Source organism: Pseudoalteromonas sp. MMG024 (genome assembly GCF_021654175.1).
Classification (GTDB): Bacteria; Pseudomonadota; Gammaproteobacteria; order Enterobacterales; family Alteromonadaceae; genus Pseudoalteromonas.
The window spans coordinates 91230-108428 of record NZ_JAKFZO010000005.1; the positions used below are offsets into that span (position 1 = coordinate 91230).

The window sequence follows — 17199 nt, forward strand, 5'->3', positions numbered from 1 at the left end:
AACAATAGCTCATCAACTGGTGAGTGCTAAGCGAGTGTAAAGCCGATAATGAAATGCAATCAAATAAAAAAGGGTGGAGATTGATATGTGGTGGTCTAGCAAAACACCAGACGCAGCATCTGGGAAATCTGAGAGTGATTTAATTTTAGAAGCCTTAAGTCGATCTCAAGCTGTGATTGAGTTTAAACCTGATGGTACTGTAATTACAGCTAACACTAACTTTTTAAATGCGTTGGGATATCGCTTAGAGCAAATTCAAGGACAGCATCATCGCATGTTTGTGCCACCTGAACAGGCTAATAATATTGAATATAGTCAGTTTTGGGCTCGGCTAGGGCGTGGTGAGTTTATCTCTGGAGAATTCAATCGTATTAATGCCGAAGGCAAAGAGATTTGGATTCAAGCGTCATACAACCCTGTTGTCAACGAACATGGTGTTGTTAGTAAGGTTGTTAAATATGCCACTGATATCACCGAGCAGAAAATAGCATCAGCTGATGCTGCTGGACAGTTAGCTGCGATTAGTAAATCTCAAGCGGTTATTGAATTTAACCTTGATGGCACAATCATCACAGCAAACGATAACTTTTGCAGTGTTATGGGTTATCGATTAGATGAGATTGTTGGCAAACATCATAGTATGTTTGCAGAGCCAGACTACGCTTCGAGTCAGGACTATAAAGATTTTTGGCAAAAATTGAATCGTGGTGAGTTTTGTACTGGTGACTATAAACGAATTGGCAACGGCGGAAAAAATGTATGGATTAGGGCGTCTTACAATCCTATTTTTGATCCAAATGGTAAGCCTTTTAAAGTTGTGAAATATGCGAGTGACATCACTGAGCAAAAAGAAGCTGAATTTCAAGCGCGCTTGGCCGCCAACCGTGCAAATGCACTTAAAGTGTGTCAAGCAAATGTAATGATTGCGGACAATGACTTAAAGATAGTTTTCATTAACGATGAAAATTTAAAAATGCTTAAAAGTCGCGAAGCATCAATTCGTAAAGTGCTGTCAAACTTTGATGCCAACAACTTAATTGGGCAGTGTGTTGATGTTTTCCACAAAGACCCAAGCCATCAACAAAAAATGCTAGCTGCGCTTAAAGATGTGTATCGCACCAGAATCACGGTTGCTGAACTAACCTTTTCGCTAATTGCTACACCTTGGCTGAATACCGAAGGTGAACGCATTGGTACCATTGTCGAGTGGCAAGATTTGACCGATGAATTGGCAGCGCAAAGAGAAGCGGAGGCAATTGCTGCTGAAAATTCACGAGTTCGCCAAGCACTTGATACGGTTAATACCAACACTATGATTGCTAATGCGAGTAATGAAATTGTGTATATGAATAGTGCTGTGTTAAATATGATGCGCAATGCCGAATCCGACATTAAGCGCGATTTACCTAACTTTAGTGCGTCGTCATTAATGGGTTCAAATATGGATGTATTCCACAAAAACCCAGCGCATCAGCAACAAATGATAGAGCGATTGACATCAACGTATAGCACTGAAATTTTGGTCGGCGGTCGTACCTTTGCGCTTACTGCGAATCCTATCTTCTCCGATAATCAAGAGCGTTTGGGCACGGTTGTAGAATGGCTAGATAGAACTGCTGAGGTGGCAATTGAGAAAGAAATTGACGAGCTTGTAACAGCGGCATCGCAAGGTGAACTAGATACACGTATCGATCAATCGGGTAAACAAGGCTTCTTCTTAAACCTTGCACAAGGACTTAATAGATTAGTTGAAATATCCGATGAGGTAATTACTGAATCGGCAGAAATGCTTGATGCCATGGCGCATGGTGACTTAACCAAGCGTATTCAGAGCGATTACTTAGGCTCATTTGATAAGTTAAAACGCGATGCAAATACTACCGCAGAAAAGCTAACCGAAGTGATCGAAAAAGTCAGTGTGTCTTCTAATCTTGTTGCCAGTGGCGCGGAAGAAATTTCGCAAGGTAATACTGATTTAAGTCAGCGTACCGAAGAGCAAGCGTCTTCATTAGAAGAAACGGCTTCAAGCATGGAAGAGATGACCAGCACTGTTCGCCAAAATGCAGATAATGCAAAAGTCGCGAATGAACTTGCCAACGACACCCAAGTGAAGGCTAAACAAGGCGGAGAAGTGGTTGAGCGTGCGGTAGAAAGCATGGCTGAAATCAATCAAGCCAGCAAGAAAATTGCAGACATCATAGGTGTTATTGACGAGATTGCATTCCAAACTAACTTACTTGCACTGAATGCTGCAGTAGAAGCTGCAAGAGCAGGTGAGCAAGGGCGAGGCTTCGCGGTTGTAGCTGGTGAAGTGCGAAATTTAGCACAACGTTCAGCCGCAGCAGCTAAAGAAATAAAAGAGCTAATCCGAGACAGTGTGAGCAAAGTTGAAGACGGAACGATACTGGTGAATGAATCAGGTAGTACGCTGCAAGAGATTGTTGCCTCAGTGCAGCGAGTAACAGAAATGATTGCTGACATAACGGTTGCATCTGAAGAGCAAAGCTCGGGTATTGAGCAGGTTAATAAAGCCATTACGCAAATGGATGAAATGACTCAGCAAAATGCCGCGCTTGTAGAGCAAGCTTCTGCGGCGAGTGAATCCATGGCGGAACAAGCAAATGGCATGCGTCAGTTATTAAGTTTCTTTAATACTAGCGGTAATCATAGTATTGAGTCTCCGATGATAACACAGCGACCAGCAGCAAAAAGCGCCCCAAAAGTTGCTTCGCGTAGTGAGCGCCTGCAAATAACCTCGGTTCCATCGGGCGATGATTTCGCCGATAGCAGCGAAGAGTGGGAAGAGTTTTAACTGTTCGTTAAAGCTAGGCATAGATTTCTGCCTAGCTTACTCTAGGAGTCATTGTGGCGAAGGAATTTCTGCTAACAGATCAAGAGTTTGAGTTGATCGCGAAAATGGTTTACGAAGCCTGTGGTATTGTGCTTGGTAGCCACAAACGCGAAATGGTTTATTCTCGTTTGGCACGCCGTATTCGTGCATTAAATTTGGCAAGTTTTGCACAGTATATTACTTACCTTGATCAGCATAAGCGTGACGAGTTTAGTCATTTTATTAATGCAATCACCACCAATTTAACTTCATTTTTTCGTGAACCGTATCATTTCGATTTTTTGCGTGAAACGCTTATTCCTCAAATTCTTGAACGCAATAAAAGCTCAAGGCGAGTGAGAATATGGTCAGCGGGCTGCTCGACAGGTGAAGAGCCTTATACGATAGCGATGACTTTGGCTGATAAGTTTCCGTCTAACTGGGATGTAAAGATATTAGCAACGGACTTAGATTCAAATGTACTGGCGAAAGCAAGCGCGGGTGAATACGCAGAAAACTCAATTACAGGTTTAGATAATGGCCTAAAAAAACGCTTTTTTCTGCGAAATAAGCAAAGTGGCCTGTTTAAAGTGAGGCCTGAATTGAGAGACAAAATTTACTTTAAGCGGCTTAACTTATTACAAGAGTGGCCTATGAAAGGTGAATTTGACGTGATCTTTTGTCGTAATGTTGTGATCTACTTTGATCAGCCAACAAAAGAACTGTTGTTTCAACGCTATGCTGCTCAGTTATGTTCACAAGGTCATTTATTTTTAGGCCATTCAGAAAGTATGAATAAGACACAAACGGAATTTGTAGCGCTTGGTAAAACCATGTACAGGAAGGCACTTTGAACGAGAATTTTAAGCAGTGCCTTAATGGCTTTGAAAACATAAAACGTTATTGGGATAGGGGCCGTGACGCCGTTGTTGCGAAAATTTTACCTGGCGAAGTGTATGTGACTAAACAAAATGAATTAATTTCTACGGTGCTGGGCTCGTGTATATCAGCATGTGTTTATGACTACAAAATGGGTATCGGCGGCATGAACCACTTTATGCTTCCGGCAAATAATAACGCGAGCATTGATAGTTTAAGCTGTCGCTATGGTAACTGGGCGATGGAGTTTTTGATTAATGAAATTATTAAAAATGGTGGTAATCGCGATAACTTTAAAATTAAAATTTTTGGTGGTGGCAAGATAATTCGCGGAATGGGCGACATTGGCGAAGGTAATATTATATTTGTGTCGCAATTTTTAAAAAATGAGGGGCTGCAAGTTGAGTCCCATGATGTTGGTGGGCCTTGGCCGCGAAAAGTGCTGTTTAATCCCACTACAGGCAAAGCACAGGTAAAAAAACTCCGAAGTATGCACAACGATACAATTCAACAACGTGAATTTAAATATCTTCACGAAATTGAAGAGCAAGATACGCATACAGATATCGAGCTATTTTAGGAATTAAGATGATCAGGGTTTTAGTAGTTGATGACTCACCATTGATTCGAGCGGTACTGACTGAGGTCTTGCAGCAAGCACAGGATATTGAAGTAATTGGTACGGCAAATGATCCGTATCAAGCAAGGGATCTAATTAAAAAACTTAATCCAGATGTGCTAACGCTCGATGTAGAAATGCCAAAAATGGACGGCGTGAGTTTTTTAAAAAATTTGATGCGACTAAGGCCAATGCCCGTTGTGATGATTTCGACCTTAACTCAGCAAGGCGCACCGATTACGCTTGAATGCTTAGAATTAGGAGCCGTTGACTTTGTTGCCAAACCAACACAACAAGTTGGTGACAAACTGCATGGTTACGCGCAAACCTTACACGAAAAAATAAGAGCAGCAGCAAAAGCTCGTGTACGAGCGATAAAACCCGTAACTACTCCTGTGGCGAGTGTGGCTACGGGCACTTTTGATAATACTAAGCTGGTGGCAATTGGTGCATCAACCGGTGGTACTGAAGCAATTAAAGAAGTGTTAACGGGTTTGCCTGAAAATTTCCCACCGATTGTTATTACTCAGCATATTCCACCTGTTTTTTCAGCCTCGTTTGCAGAGCGTATGGATCGTTCAGTAGCGTTAACGGTTAAAGAGGCGGAGGATGATGAGGAAATTAAGCCTAATCATGTTTACATCGCACCTGGCGATTACCACTTAGCGGTGGTTAGCAAAGGAACGAAACTGATGTGTAAAGTGATTCAGTCTGCACCTGTTAATCGTCATCGCCCAGCTGTCGATGTATTGTTTAAATCAATTGCTAAATTAAACTTGGGTAAAAAAGTGTGCGCGTCGTTACTTACCGGTATGGGTGCTGATGGTGCCGCTGGTTTGTTAAAGTTAAAAGAGTGTGATGCGTATACTTTGGCGCAAGATGAGGCGTCGAGCGTGGTCTGGGGGATGCCGCGCGCTGCAGTCGATTTGGACGCAGCGCAAAAAGTTCTTAGTTTAGATTCGGTTGCAAATGAAGTTGCAACTTGGGCAAAAAAATAACCGTGCTATTTAGCAATCACGAAAGGGTGAGATAGCCAGTAAAAACGGCCCACTTTAGATTTACTTGGCGCAGTACAATTGTAACGCGAACGTCCTTTGTTTAGCTCACCTTCAGTTTGCACAGTCACTTCATTTTCACTTTGCCAAGTAATTTTGGCTGTGTTGCCACTGATAAAACAATTGAATTGCGAGTTATTAAAGTCTTTCTCGGTAAAGGTTAATCTGAGTACTGGTGTCGTGTTGGTTGTAACCGATTGTGCTTTTAGGTTAAATGAAAACGGTAGACTCGCGATTTTTGTTTTTAATGTGTCTAAATTGGCATAAATCCCTGATGCCGGAAAGCGCGGCACGCGCGTTAAGTCGGTACTTAACCCAACAGCGCCTGAATGCTGGCCAATACCAACATAGCCCAACTCTTTTACTAACATTTGTAATTCACGATTAAACTCACCATAGGGATACGCGACATACTTAAAGTTGTGGCCAATCTCCTGCTTAATACGTTGTTCAGAATGCGTAATATCGTTGCGTATTCTCTCTCGCCATTGCGCTAGTGACTCGTTATCTTCGCGAATATGCAAGTAATCGTGCTTTGCGCTGTGGTTTGCAATATATGCACCTTCTTTTGTCAGTGCTTTTAGCTGCGGCCACGTCATCACATAGCTTTTACCTTCATCTATCAGTTGTGGGTTTACAAAAATGGTATAGGGATAGTTAAAGCGCTTTAAAATGGGGGCTGCTTGCGTGAAGTTATTAATAAATCCATCGTCAAATGTGAGTGCAACTGTTTTGTCAGGTATACTCTTTTGCTCTTTAACTGCTTCAATAATGTGCTGAAGTGGAACAACACTATAATTATTATCTTTTAAATAACTTAAGTGGGCGCTGAATTCATTTTCAGATAGGCTTGTCACACGTGGTAAAGTTTCTGATACATGGTGATATTGTAAAATCACAGCGGCATTAGCAAACGTAAAATAACAGATTAACCATAATCCAATAAATAAATGAAAAACTTTTTTACTCGTCATAAATCGTTCCATGTTGGGCTGCTAGTACTCGCTTGGCCGATGATTGTATCAAACATCAGTGTACCACTTCTCGGTTTGGTAGATACAGGTGTAATCGGCCACCTCAGTGACGCTAGCTTTTTAGCTGGCGTGGCACTTGGCAGCATGGTTATTAATTTACTTTTCTGGCTCGCAGGTTTTTTACGTATGAGCACAACCGGCTTGGTTGCACAGGCTTACGGAAAAGACAGTAAAAATGGTTTGCTGCAAGAGCTAAAGCGCGCGGCACTATTTGCAGTCGCTGTTGCGTTATTATTACTAGCAATAAGCCCTGTGATCAGTCATTTTATGGGGCTGTTTTTATCGGGAAGTGATGCCGCGATAAAACACGCGCAAACGTATTTTAATATTCGTATTTTTAGCGCACCTGCCGCATTACTCAATATGGTGTTATTGGCGTGGATGTTAGGCACGCAATACAGTAAAGGCACATTAATGATCGTACTGGTGACCAATGTCGCCAATATTGTGCTCGATATTGTATTTGTAGTGGGTTTTGACTGGCAGGTTGAAGGCGCAGCACTTGCTTCGGTATTCGCTGATTACATTGGTTTAATAGCTGCTGTGTTGTTGCTTAAAGAACGTTTTGCTAAGCATGGATTATCGTTCTCTGCGCTTTTGAAAACATCACTCAACGGCCTAACTAGTGCGCTTAAGTTAAATCGAGATATCTTTATTCGCTCACTTTTTTTGCAGCTTTGCTTTGCCTTTATGACTTACTATGGCGGTTTTTTAGGGGATGCCACGCTTGCTGCAAATGCCGTATTACTTAACTTCTTATTGTTAGTCAGTTTCGCCTTAGATGGTATCGCCTATGCTGTAGAAGCGAAAGTGGGTCAAGCGAAAGGACGAAAAAAGGCGCAAGCGATTCATCTTTGGGTTGTTATCGGTCGCTTTTGGGCTTTTATGTTTGCTTGTTTATACAGCGTCATGTTTTTGCTGCTAGGTAGCTGGATTATCAGTGTGTTAACCGATCTGCCTAATGTGTTGGCGACCGCCGAGAAGTTTTTAATTTGGTCTATTATTTTGCCGCCAATTGCTAGTTTTTGCTTTTTGTACGATGGCGTATTTGTTGGCTTAACCAGAGCAAAAGAAATGCGTAATACCATGATTTTTTCAGCACTTGTTGGCTTTGCGGGAGTATTTGCCGTTAGTTACCCGTTGGGTAATCACGGGTTATGGCTGGCTATGACGTGTTTTATGGCGTTGAGAGGATTAACGCTGGCTAAAAAATATCACGATTTTTGGCGCTCTCGTCAGCTTTTGCAATAACTTGTGAAAAGCGATTAGCAAAAATACCTAGATAACCATAAATGGCAAAATACAGCGCGATAGGTAGTAGAACAAGCCCTGCTATTTGGAAATAATGACTGTTAAAGTAGCCATAAACAATTAAGCTAGCAGCAATAACAAACAAGCCTAAACCGCTGAAAAAGCGTTTTAGGCTTGTTTTAGGTTCTTGACCTAGTCGGTAGACTAGATGTTTGAATTTAGTAATATGAATGCTCGCCAGACTGGTGTTCAGTAATATCACGTACACCGGTGATTTCATCAAACTTAGCAATCATTTGCGTTTCAATGCCATCTTTAAGTGTTACATCGATCATTGAACAGCCATTACAACCACCACCAAACTGGACTACGGCAATACCGTCTTTGGTGATTTCAACTAAGTTAACCTGACCACCGTGATTCGCTAGTTGTGGATTAATTTCTGTTTCAATCATATGTTGCACGCGCTCTTGCAGTGACGCGTCATCACTTAGCTTTTTCGCTTTTGCGTTTGGTGCCTTAAGCGTTAGTTGTGAGCCCATTTTGTCAGTAACAAAATCAATATCGGCTTCTTCTAAAAACGGTGCGCTTTCTTCGTCAACAACGGCATCGAATCCATTAAATGGTAACTTAATGTCCGTTTCTTCAACGGCATCTGCCGGACAATATGACACGCCACACTCGGCTTGTGTTGTGCCTGGGTTAACCACAAAAACGCGAATGTTAGTGCCTTCAGCTTGATCTGCTAGCAGTTTGGCAAAGTGGCTTTGTGCTGCCTCAGAAATGGTAATCATAATTCGACCTATACCTGACTAATTTACTCGGTTTTTAGTATATCACTTTTTTGCTTTGCTAAAATAGTAGGGCAAGTTGAAAAGGTTTTAACTTATCTTATTTTTTTGCTGCTTCAACTTAAAGCTGTAGGTTTGCGTAGTAAACATTGTTACTGTGAATATGCATAAAAATGCAATAAATATAACTAACCTATCATTATGGCATCACTATGAAAAAGCTGTCCTTTTTTTTAATAACAGCCTGTTTGGCACTGTTTAGCTGTATCAGTTCAGCAAAGAACTTAAACTTTTATTTTGGCGATAATATTCGTTTCGATCCTTCTATTCCTACGCCAGAGTCTGTTCTGGGTTATCAGGTAGGCGATTGGCATGTTCGCCATGATCAGCTTGTTAGCTACATGAAGTTGCTAGCTGAAAAAAGTGAGCGCATCAACATTGAGGTGATTGGTTACAGCCATGAACAACGTCCGTTATTATTATTAACGATCGCTAACCCAGCACGCTTAAATAACATTGAAACTGTGCGTAAACAGCACTTAGCGCAATCAATCGAAGGTGCAACGATAAATGCTGATGCACCTGTAATCACGTGGATGGGCTATAGTGTGCATGGTAACGAAGCCAGTGGCAGTAATGCGGCGTTATTAGTTGCCTATTACCTTGCTGCGGCGCAAGGTGAAAAAATTAACCGCTTATTAGACGAAACAGTTATTTTGTTAGATCCTGCATTAAACCCAGATGGTTTAGCGCGATTTGCGCAATGGGTGAACAGTCACAAAGGCAAAAACTTAGTCGCAGATGAAAACCACAGAGAGCATAATGAAGCTTGGCCAAGCGGTAGAACAAATCATTATTTTACTGACTTAAACCGAGATTGGTTGTTGCTCCAGCACCCAGAGTCGCAGGCGCGTATTGCTAAGTATCATCAATGGATGCCCCATGTATTAACTGACTTTCATGAAATGGGTCCTCACAGCACTTATTTTTTCCAACCGGGTATTCCATCGCGTAAGTTTCCACTTACTCCTGAGCAAAATGTAGAACTAACAAAAGAAATAGCGACCTTTCACGCAGCCGCATTAGATCAACAAGGTGAGCTGTACTTTACCGAAGAAAGCTTTGATGACTTTTATATTGGCAAGGGTTCTACCTATCCAGATATCCATGGCACCATTGGTATTTTGTTTGAGCAAGGCAGTGCACGAGGCCACAAGCATGAAACTATCAATGGTGTACGCGAGTTTTATGATGCTGTAAAAAATCAATTAACGACTTCTTTATCTACTTTTGATGCGGTTGTATCGGGCAAGCAAGGCTTATTGTCTTACCAGCAGAAGTTTTATCAAGATACCGCAAAGCTTGCGAAAAAAGATAAAGTAAAAGGCTATGTAGTTGCAGCTGGTAACGACAAGTCACGTTATGAGTTATTTTTGTCGCTATTGCAGCAGCATCAGATTAAGGCATATCCGCTTAGTAAAGACATTAGCGTTAACAAGCAAGGTTTCTCTGCTAATAGCAGTGTTTATATTCCGCTAAATCAGTCTCAATATCGCTTAATTAAAGGCGCGTTTTTAGAGCAAACAAGCTTTAACGATAATACCTTTTATGATGTTTCAGGTTGGAACTTAGCGCATTCATTTAACCTTGAATTTTCTGCTGTAACCTCAACCCGCGGTATTAAATACCAAGACTCATGGCAGCCAGCTAATCAAACTGAAAACCAGAACCTAGCTTCAAGCTATGCATTTGCCTTTGAATGGAACGATTACCTAGCACCTAAGCTGCTATCACAGTTACAGCAAAATGGTGTTATTGCTCGAGCGGCAATGAAACCATTTACTGCATCTACTGCAAATGGTGAACAACGCTTTGCTGCTGGCGCAATTATTATCGCCAAGGGTCTGCAACAAGATGCTGATTGGTTTAACAAAGTTCAGCAGTTAGCTAGTAATTCATCGGTAAAAGTACATCAAATATCATCGGGATTAACAGCGCAAGGTGTTGATATTGGCTCGCGCAATATCGTGCCGTTAAAAACACCAAAAGTATTACTATTAGGCGGTAAAGGTACCAGCCAATATGAGGTAGGTGAAGTTTGGTATTACCTTGACCGTTATTTAGATATTGCCGCAACTTTGGTTGATTTAGATCGTTTGGAACGCATTGATTTAGCATCGTACACCCATGTTATTTTAACCAATGGCAGTTTTTCGACTGTAAATGCAAAAATGGTTGAAAAGCTAAAGTATTGGGTGCAACACGGTGGTGTAATTTGGGGTCATAAATCGGGCGCAAAATTCTTAGCGGACAAAGGTATTTTGAAAGCGGAATATCTTTCAAGCAACGACATGGCAAAAGCTTTTCCAACCGATAATTTGAGTTACGCTGATAAAGATAGTTACCATGGCGATAAACGAATCGCAGGCGCTATTTTTAATGCGAATATCGATTTAAGCCACCCTCTAAGCTTCTCATTTGAGCGTGAAACTCTGCCGGTGTTTAAAAACAGCACCTTTGTTTTAAAGCCAAGTGAAAAGCCGTTTGTAAATGTTGCAACCTATACTAAAACACCGCTACTAGCGGGCTTTAGTCATGAGCTTAACAATCAGCAAATCGCCGGTGCAGGCGTTTTAATGGCACACAATTATGGTAAGGGCAAAGTGATTGCAATGTCAGATAACCCAGTGTTTCGTAGTTATTGGTATGGCACAAGCCGTTTATTAAGTAATGCTATTTTCTTTGGTCATGCGATTGATGCTAAATAACGTACGTTACTAATAGTTTTTATTTAAAAGGTGTCTTGGACGCCTTTTTTGTTTACTGGATGAACTTAACTAGGTTTAGATGGATCGCTAATCGCAAACACCCACACAGAAACCTGTTTCACCCCAGCGCTTTTTAATAACCTTGCAATTTCATTAACCGTGTATCCCGTAGTTATGATGTCATCAACAATTGCAACATGTTGGTATTGGTGTTTGAGCTCACAGCTAAACGCACCTTTAATATTGGTTTTGCGATCGCGTTTATTTAGTTCGCTCTGCGGCTTAGTGCGTTTGGTGCGGACAATGGATTTGGTATCAACTGCAATACCGGTGCGTTGCCAAATTTCTTCACTTTGATTGAAACCACGAACAACGCGCCGCTGCCAATGCAATGGTACTGGCATTAACACATCGGGCATTTGCCAATTTTGTTCTGCTTGCGCGTCTTTCATTTGCGCTTTAATTAACTGATGTAATGCCGCTTTGTATGTCAGTTGTTTATTAAATTTAATGCCTTTTAGCCAAGTTGAAGCCGGATGTTGATACCAACAAGCTGCAAAGAGTGAGTCAAATGTAGGGTTGGGTATTAGTTTGTTGATATCTGGGTGGTGAAGTAGGTTTGCTGAGCTTTTAAAACTTAATCGTTCAATATCAGACAAACATACGCGGCAAATTTTTGCCGGAGCACGAATAGGTTGACGGCAGCACACGCATAGATTCGGCAATGCCCAATTGAAAAGTCGGGAGCAGTAATTCATATAGGATTTCCATATCGCTAACTGTTAGTATAGCGGCAAAAATTTAAAGTGAGGGCAAAGTATGGCTGATGTAGTTCTACTGCATGGTTGGGGCATGAATAAAGGTATTTGGCAGTTACAAAAAGATGCACTTGAGGTGCAAAGTGACCATACGATACATACTTTGAATTTACCTGGTTTTGGCGGTAATCAATTTAGCGATGCTGTATATAATTTAGATTGTGTTGCAAGGCAACTAGCAAAAGATATTGCAGACCAGTCAGTGTTAGTTGCTTGGTCTTTATCAGGTCTTATTGCGTTAAAAATTGCTGCGCTTTTCCCACATAAAGTAAAGAAAATAGTGTTGGTTGCTTCAACTCCATTTTTTGCAAGTAGTGAGCAGTGGCGTGGTATTGACGACAAGGTGTTAGATACCTTTATGGCGCAATTGAGCACCAACCATCAAAAAACTGTAGAACGATTTTTGGCAATTCAAGCAATGGGAAGTGAGCATGCAAAGCAAGACATCAAGCAAATAAAAGCCTTGCTTGCTGAATACCCAGCGGGGCAAGAGATCGCGTTATCAGGAGGTTTAGCTATTTTAAAAAATGAAGATTTGAGAGATCTTTTTGCGCAACTTCCTTTACCTATCTCTGGTATTTTTGGCCGCCTTGACTCCCTTGTGCCAGTTAAAGCTGTCGCAAAAATGCAGCAATTTAATCCTCAATTTAAGGCAGATATTCTAGCTAAAGCATCTCATGCACCTTTTATTTCTCACCCGCAAGAATTTACTAACTTATTGTTATCTCATATAGAAAGTTAAAACATTTCCAGGGCGGCAAATTATTGCCGCTTTAACTTTATTTTGATGGAATTTTGAGCGATAATAAAGCTATCACTATTCTTTATGAATAAAGGAGTGTTTATGGACGTTTCAAACAACTTGGGGTCTGCATTTAATGCTGGCTTACAAGGCCTGCAAAGTGCTTCTGATGGTATTACTGAGTCTTCAGCAAATATTGCACGTGCGCAAACGGAACGAGAAGTTGAACGCGCCGAGCCAGCACCAGAAACGCGTGAAGCGCAAAGCCCGCCAGTTAATGTAACTAACGAGCTAGTTAACCTTAGAGTTGAACAATTTAATGCGCAGGCAAATACCCGTTCAATTCAAACGGCTGACGAGGTGTTGGGCACGTTAATTGATGTAAGAGTTTAGCTCAGCAAAACAAATGAACATCGTAACAACCTATCCTAACATTAGCTTAAACACAGCTAATGTACATACTGAAACAGCGCGACGTGATAATCAGTTGCGCGAATTAGTTACGCCTGTAAAGCAAGCAGAAGCTGCCGCTGCAAATTCTCGTCTCGCAGCTGATCAAGATAAAACACGTCAACCCGGCAGCAGCCAAATTGAAAACCAAGACGCACTCGATAATAAATCCGAAGACATCACTAAAGTAAGTGAAAAAAAGCAAGATCAGGACCAGCAAGAGCAGCAGAGTAAGCAACAAGAGCAAGAGAAGCAAAAACAGCTTGAACAAGTCGAGGCACAAGCACTTTCTCAGCTTAAGCAAAGAGATCGCGAAGTTAAAGCACACGAGCAAGCGCATGCGGCAGTGGGTGGTCAGTATGCTGGTAGCCCAAGTTACGAATATGAGCGTGGGAGCGATGGCAACAATTATGCAGTTGCGGGTGAAGTGCCGATTGATATAAGCGAAGTACCTAATGACCCGCAGGCAACCATAGACAAAATGCAGCAAGTACGCGCTGCCGCATTAGCCCCGCAAGAACCGTCAGGAGCGGACCGCGCGATTGCTGCTGAAGCAAATCAGAAAATGAGCGAAGCGCGAGCTGATTTGAATGCAGAGCTGAGTACGTTTTTTGATAAAAGCGAAAAAAGCTCAGATAAAGAGGCTGACGATGGCGAGGCTAAGCAAACTAACTACGATTTTAGTGAGCGTCGTGATTCTGAAGTTAATCAACGAGCAGAGCGCATCGCTAAATTCTATCAGGCTGCAACGTCGCCGTTTGAACGGCCTAACTTAGCAAGCTATGCATAAATAAAAAAACCGCACACTGTGCGGTTTTTTATGAGTGTGTTTATAACAATTCGGTTAAATAGTTAAGTATCGCTAACAGTTCTCAAATGTACTTGAAAGCTCAACAGCCCGTAGTTTAAATCACGTTATTTCTTTAGCTTTGCAAATGCTTCAGCAAATGCGTTACCCATAGCAGCATTATTATTTTGCTTAGGCTTTGCTTTTTTTGCTGTAGCTTGCGCTGGTTTATTCGTTTTCGGCTTAGCCGCTGGTGCTTTCTCACGCACTTCTTCGTCTAGGCGCATCGTAAAGCTGATACGTTTGCGTTCGACATCTACTTCAAGCACTTTTACTTTTACAATATCGCCTGCTTTTACCACTTCACGTGGGTCTGAAACAAACTTGTTTGTTAATGATGAAATATGCACTAAGCCGTCTTGGTGCACACCCACATCTACGAAGGCGCCAAAGTTTGCAACGTTTGATACAACACCTTCTAAAACCATACCTGGCTTGAGATCTGCGATTGTTTCCACACCTTCTTTAAAGCTTGCTGTTTTGAATTCAGGACGAGGATCGCGACCCGGTTTATCAAGCTCAGCTAAAATATCGCTGATGGTTGGTAGGCCAAACTTATCCGTAACAAAGTCTTGTGGTGAAAGTGATTTTAGCAAACCTGAATTACCAATGAGTTCTGCCACTGAAACGTCCGCCTTTGCAGCGATGCTTTTAACAATCTCATACGCTTCAGGGTGAACAGCAGAGCTATCTAATGGATCTTTGCCTTGGTTAATGCGTAAGAAACCTGCAGATTGCTCAAATGCTTTAGGACCAAGGCGTTCAACTTTTTTAAGCTCTTTACGTGAATTGAACGTACCGTTTTGGTCGCGGTAGCTAACAATATTTTGCGCAAGGGTTTTGTTTAAGCCAGCAACACGTGTTAATAGTTGTGCTGATGCCATATTTACATCTACACCAACGGCGTTTACACAGTCTTCAACAACAGCTGTTAGGCTTTGGCCTAATTGGCTTTGTGATACATCGTGCTGGTACTGACCTACACCAATTGCTTTCGGCTCAATTTTCACAAGCTCAGCAAGAGGGTCTTGTAAACGACGTGCAATAGAAACTGCACCACGAATAGATACGTCTAGATTTGGAAATTCTTCCGCTGCGACTTCAGATGCTGAGTAAACCGATGCGCCAGCTTCGCTGACCATAACTTTGCTCATTTTTAGGTCGGCTTCTTGTTTTAACAGTTCGGCAATTAATTTGTCACTTTCACGTGATGCTGTGCCATTACCGATGGCGATAAGCTCAACTTTATGTTGGCGGCATAATTGGCTTAGTGTACGCAGCGACTTATCCCAATGATTTTGTGGTGCATGTGGGTAGATCGTTACGTTATCGAGCAGCTTGCCAGTTTTATCTACCACCGCAACTTTACAGCCTGTACGTAAACCAGGATCAAGACCTAACGTGGTTTTTGCGCCTGCTGGAGCAGCCATTAATAAATCATTTAGGTTCTTAGCAAAGACATCAATTGCACCTTGCTCAGCAACTTCCCTAATCTTACCTAAAAACTCGTTTTCTGAGTGAAGTGCTAATTTAATTTTCCAGGTCCATTGCGCCACTTGCTTAAGCCATGGGCTCGCTAGTACGTCTAACTTATAATGATCGGCGATAATACGAACGCACTCAGCGTTGCCATCTTCTAAGCTTGGATCAGGATTAATTGTTAGGCTGATAATGCCTTCATTACGCGCTCGCAGCATTGCTAATGCTCGGTGTGACGGTACGCGGCTTAAGGCTTCACTGTGTTCAAAGTAATCTTGATATTTGGCACCGTCTTTTTCTTTTCCGGCAATCACTTTGCTTTCAATAAACGCATGTTTTTGTTGCATGTTTCTTAACTTAGCAAGCAATTTTGCATCTTCCGCAAAACGCTCCATTAAGATAAATTTAGCACCATCAAGTGCTGCTTTACTGTCTTCAATGCCTTTTTCAGGGTTAATAAAGTCAGTTGCTGTTACTTCTGGGTCAAGTACTGGGTTATCTAATAATTGATTTGCCAGCGGCTCAAGACCTGCCTCAATGGCAATTTGCCCTTTAGTACGGCGTTTTGGTTTATAAGGTAAGTAAAGATCTTCCAGTTCGGTTTTACTGGTTGCCTTATCGATGTCGGCTTTTAACTCAGCACTTAGCTTATCTTGTCCTTCAATGGTCTTAAGAATAAATGAGCGACGTTCTTCTAACTCACGAAGATAACCAAGGCGTTGTTCAAGTAAACGCAGTTGGCCATCGTCTAAACCACCGGTAACTTCCTTTCTATATCGAGCAATAAATGGAACGGTTGCTCCATCGTCTAATAATTGTGTTGCAGCAGTCACTTGTTGCACTGAGGCGTTTAGCTCGTGAGCTAATTGATTAGCAATAGCGTTCATTAAAAACCTTTAAATCGGTAAAAAGTGGGTGGTTTGTAATTTTGAGAGACCACACCAGAAAATTTGTTTTATATATATTGCCTATAGATCTTGTATCTAAACTTAAATTTTTCAATCATAAGCAATAAATAAATTACCACACCTAGTTATTTAACTATGAGAAAACCACCTAAGCAGGTATTTCCTAAGCGTTCCAATTATATTACACGTAGCGGCTATGATGAACTAGAAAGGGAATTACGTTACTTATGGAAAGAAGAGCGCCCAAGAGTAACGCAAGCCGTATCGGAAGCTGCGGCACTTGGTGACCGCTCGGAGAACGCTGAATACATTTATGGTAAAAAGCGATTACGTGAAATTGATCGTCGAGTGCGCTTTTTAACTAAACGCCTAGAACAAGTGAATATTGTTTATCCCAAGCCTGAACAAGCAGGAAAAGTGTTTTTTGGTGCCCGTGTTGAAGTGGAAGATGAAGAAGGTAATATCTTTAACTATCAGGTTGTTGGGCCAGACGAGTTTGATGTGAAAAATGGTAAAATTAGCATCGACTCACCCTTTGCTCGTGCTATGTTAGGTAAACAAGTTGATGATGAGTTTGAATTTAAAAATGCAGAGGGCGAAGCATTATTTTTTATTAATGCCATTACTTATGATGCATCATAGTAAGAGTTTGTAATACCTAGTAACACTCTTCCTTTACCTAATTGTCAAAAAAGTATTTATAGTAGGCTATATTGCCAAAGAAAAAA

At 41.5% G+C, this 17199-nt stretch carries 15 protein-coding genes; 10 read left to right on the forward strand and 5 right to left on the reverse strand.

Annotated elements, in window-relative coordinates:
* The first annotated feature begins 85 nt into the window (after nucleotides 1-85).
* From L1068_RS06250 to L1068_RS06265, 4 genes are read left to right on the forward strand one after another with little or no spacing between them, the layout of a single operon-like run.
* On the forward strand, nucleotides 86-2812 hold the full coding sequence (locus L1068_RS06250) for a methyl-accepting chemotaxis protein (RefSeq protein ID WP_237129530.1): 2727 nt from the start codon (nucleotides 86-88) through the stop codon (nucleotides 2810-2812).
* A gap of 53 nt (nucleotides 2813-2865) precedes the next feature.
* On the forward strand, nucleotides 2866-3684 hold the full coding sequence (locus L1068_RS06255; RefSeq protein WP_105173162.1) for a protein-glutamate O-methyltransferase CheR: 819 nt from the start codon (nucleotides 2866-2868) through the stop codon (nucleotides 3682-3684).
* On the forward strand, nucleotides 3681-4289 hold the full coding sequence (gene cheD / locus L1068_RS06260; protein ID WP_054978219.1) for a chemoreceptor glutamine deamidase CheD: 609 nt from the start codon (nucleotides 3681-3683) through the stop codon (nucleotides 4287-4289). The genes L1068_RS06255 and cheD overlap by 4 nt, the downstream gene beginning before the upstream one ends.
* 8 nt (nucleotides 4290-4297) lie before the next feature.
* Entirely contained in the window at nucleotides 4298-5326 is a 1029-nt protein-coding gene (locus L1068_RS06265) for a chemotaxis response regulator protein-glutamate methylesterase (protein WP_239031175.1), read from the forward strand.
* A gap of 5 nt (nucleotides 5327-5331) precedes the next feature.
* Here the strand turns inward: L1068_RS06265 and L1068_RS06270 are convergent, their stop codons facing one another.
* Nucleotides 5332-6357: a polysaccharide deacetylase family protein gene (locus tag L1068_RS06270; protein WP_237129531.1), complete on the reverse strand. Its 1026-nt coding sequence runs from the start codon at nucleotides 6355-6357 to the stop codon at nucleotides 5332-5334.
* Here L1068_RS06270 and L1068_RS06275 point away from each other — a divergent pair.
* Nucleotides 6334-7668 (forward strand): MATE family efflux transporter, encoded by a 1335-nt coding sequence (locus L1068_RS06275; protein WP_237129532.1) that lies wholly within the window; start codon nucleotides 6334-6336, stop codon nucleotides 7666-7668. The two genes, L1068_RS06270 and L1068_RS06275, sit on opposite strands and share 24 nt — an antisense overlap.
* Here the strand turns inward: L1068_RS06275 and L1068_RS06280 are convergent.
* Nucleotides 7622-7894 carry a hypothetical protein gene (locus L1068_RS06280; RefSeq protein ID WP_100914567.1) on the reverse strand — a complete coding sequence of 91 codons (273 nt, stop codon included), beginning with the start codon at nucleotides 7892-7894 and terminating at the stop codon, nucleotides 7622-7624. The two genes, L1068_RS06275 and L1068_RS06280, sit on opposite strands and share 47 nt — an antisense overlap.
* Nucleotides 7887-8462 carry a Fe-S biogenesis protein NfuA gene (gene nfuA, locus L1068_RS06285; RefSeq protein ID WP_237129533.1) on the reverse strand — a complete coding sequence of 192 codons (576 nt, stop codon included), beginning with the start codon at nucleotides 8460-8462 and terminating at the stop codon, nucleotides 7887-7889. Before nfuA ends, L1068_RS06280 begins: the two co-directional genes overlap by 8 nt.
* Before the next feature lie 209 nt (nucleotides 8463-8671).
* On the opposite strand from nfuA, the gene L1068_RS06290 reads away from it, so the two are divergent.
* A complete protein-coding gene (locus L1068_RS06290; protein ID WP_237129534.1) occupies nucleotides 8672-11227 on the forward strand; it encodes a M14 metallopeptidase family protein in 2556 nt (851 codons plus the stop codon).
* 65 nt (nucleotides 11228-11292) lie between these two features.
* Here L1068_RS06290 and L1068_RS06295 read toward each other — a convergent pair whose 3' ends face one another.
* Nucleotides 11293-11985, reverse strand: a complete 693-nt coding sequence (locus L1068_RS06295; protein WP_237129535.1) for a phosphoribosyltransferase family protein — start codon at nucleotides 11983-11985, stop codon at nucleotides 11293-11295.
* Between the two features lie 61 nt (nucleotides 11986-12046).
* Between L1068_RS06295 and bioH the strand changes: the two genes are divergently transcribed.
* The 3 genes from bioH (at nucleotide 12047) to L1068_RS06310 (ending at nucleotide 14027) form a co-directional block, all read left to right on the forward strand.
* On the forward strand, nucleotides 12047-12787 hold the full coding sequence (bioH, locus tag L1068_RS06300) for a pimeloyl-ACP methyl ester esterase BioH (protein WP_237129536.1): 741 nt from the start codon (nucleotides 12047-12049) through the stop codon (nucleotides 12785-12787).
* A gap of 102 nt (nucleotides 12788-12889) precedes the next feature.
* A complete protein-coding gene (locus tag L1068_RS06305) occupies nucleotides 12890-13180 on the forward strand; it encodes a hypothetical protein (RefSeq protein WP_010561519.1) in 291 nt (96 codons plus the stop codon).
* Between the two features lie 13 nt (nucleotides 13181-13193).
* On the forward strand, nucleotides 13194-14027 hold the full coding sequence (locus L1068_RS06310) for a putative metalloprotease CJM1_0395 family protein (RefSeq protein WP_237129537.1): 834 nt from the start codon (nucleotides 13194-13196) through the stop codon (nucleotides 14025-14027).
* Nucleotides 14028-14152: 125 nt separating this feature from the next.
* Here the strand turns inward: L1068_RS06310 and L1068_RS06315 are convergent, their stop codons facing one another.
* On the reverse strand, nucleotides 14153-16450 hold the full coding sequence (locus L1068_RS06315; RefSeq protein ID WP_237129538.1) for a Tex family protein: 2298 nt from the start codon (nucleotides 16448-16450) through the stop codon (nucleotides 14153-14155).
* Nucleotides 16451-16606: 156 nt separating this feature from the next.
* On the opposite strand from L1068_RS06315, the gene greB reads away from it, so the two are divergent.
* Nucleotides 16607-17113 (forward strand): transcription elongation factor GreB, encoded by a 507-nt coding sequence (gene greB / locus L1068_RS06320; protein WP_237129539.1) that lies wholly within the window; start codon nucleotides 16607-16609, stop codon nucleotides 17111-17113.
* Nucleotides 17114-17199 lie beyond the last annotated feature (86 nt).

What these genes read in the sequence shown, in the direction of transcription:
- L1068_RS06250 (WP_237129530.1), top strand. Translation starts at nt 86, where the DNA reads ATGTGGTGGTCTAGCAAAACACCAGACGCAGCATCTGGGAAATCTGAG.
- L1068_RS06265 (WP_239031175.1), top strand. Translation starts at nt 4,298, where the DNA reads ATGATCAGGGTTTTAGTAGTTGATGACTCACCATTGATTCGAGCGGTA.
- L1068_RS06275 (WP_237129532.1), top strand. Translation starts at nt 6,334, where the DNA reads ATGAAAAACTTTTTTACTCGTCATAAATCGTTCCATGTTGGGCTGCTA.
- L1068_RS06270 (WP_237129531.1), bottom strand. Translation starts at nt 6,357, where the DNA reads ATGACGAGTAAAAAAGTTTTTCATTTATTTATTGGATTATGGTTAATC.
- nfuA (WP_237129533.1), bottom strand. Translation starts at nt 8,462, where the DNA reads ATGATTACCATTTCTGAGGCAGCACAAAGCCACTTTGCCAAACTGCTA.
- L1068_RS06290 (WP_237129534.1), top strand. Translation starts at nt 8,672, where the DNA reads ATGAAAAAGCTGTCCTTTTTTTTAATAACAGCCTGTTTGGCACTGTTT.
- L1068_RS06295 (WP_237129535.1), bottom strand. Translation starts at nt 11,985, where the DNA reads ATGAATTACTGCTCCCGACTTTTCAATTGGGCATTGCCGAATCTATGC.
- bioH (WP_237129536.1), top strand. Translation starts at nt 12,047, where the DNA reads ATGGCTGATGTAGTTCTACTGCATGGTTGGGGCATGAATAAAGGTATT.
- L1068_RS06305 (WP_010561519.1), top strand. Translation starts at nt 12,890, where the DNA reads ATGGACGTTTCAAACAACTTGGGGTCTGCATTTAATGCTGGCTTACAA.
- L1068_RS06310 (WP_237129537.1), top strand. Translation starts at nt 13,194, where the DNA reads ATGAACATCGTAACAACCTATCCTAACATTAGCTTAAACACAGCTAAT.
- L1068_RS06315 (WP_237129538.1), bottom strand. Translation starts at nt 16,450, where the DNA reads ATGAACGCTATTGCTAATCAATTAGCTCACGAGCTAAACGCCTCAGTG.
- greB (WP_237129539.1), top strand. Translation starts at nt 16,607, where the DNA reads ATGAGAAAACCACCTAAGCAGGTATTTCCTAAGCGTTCCAATTATATT.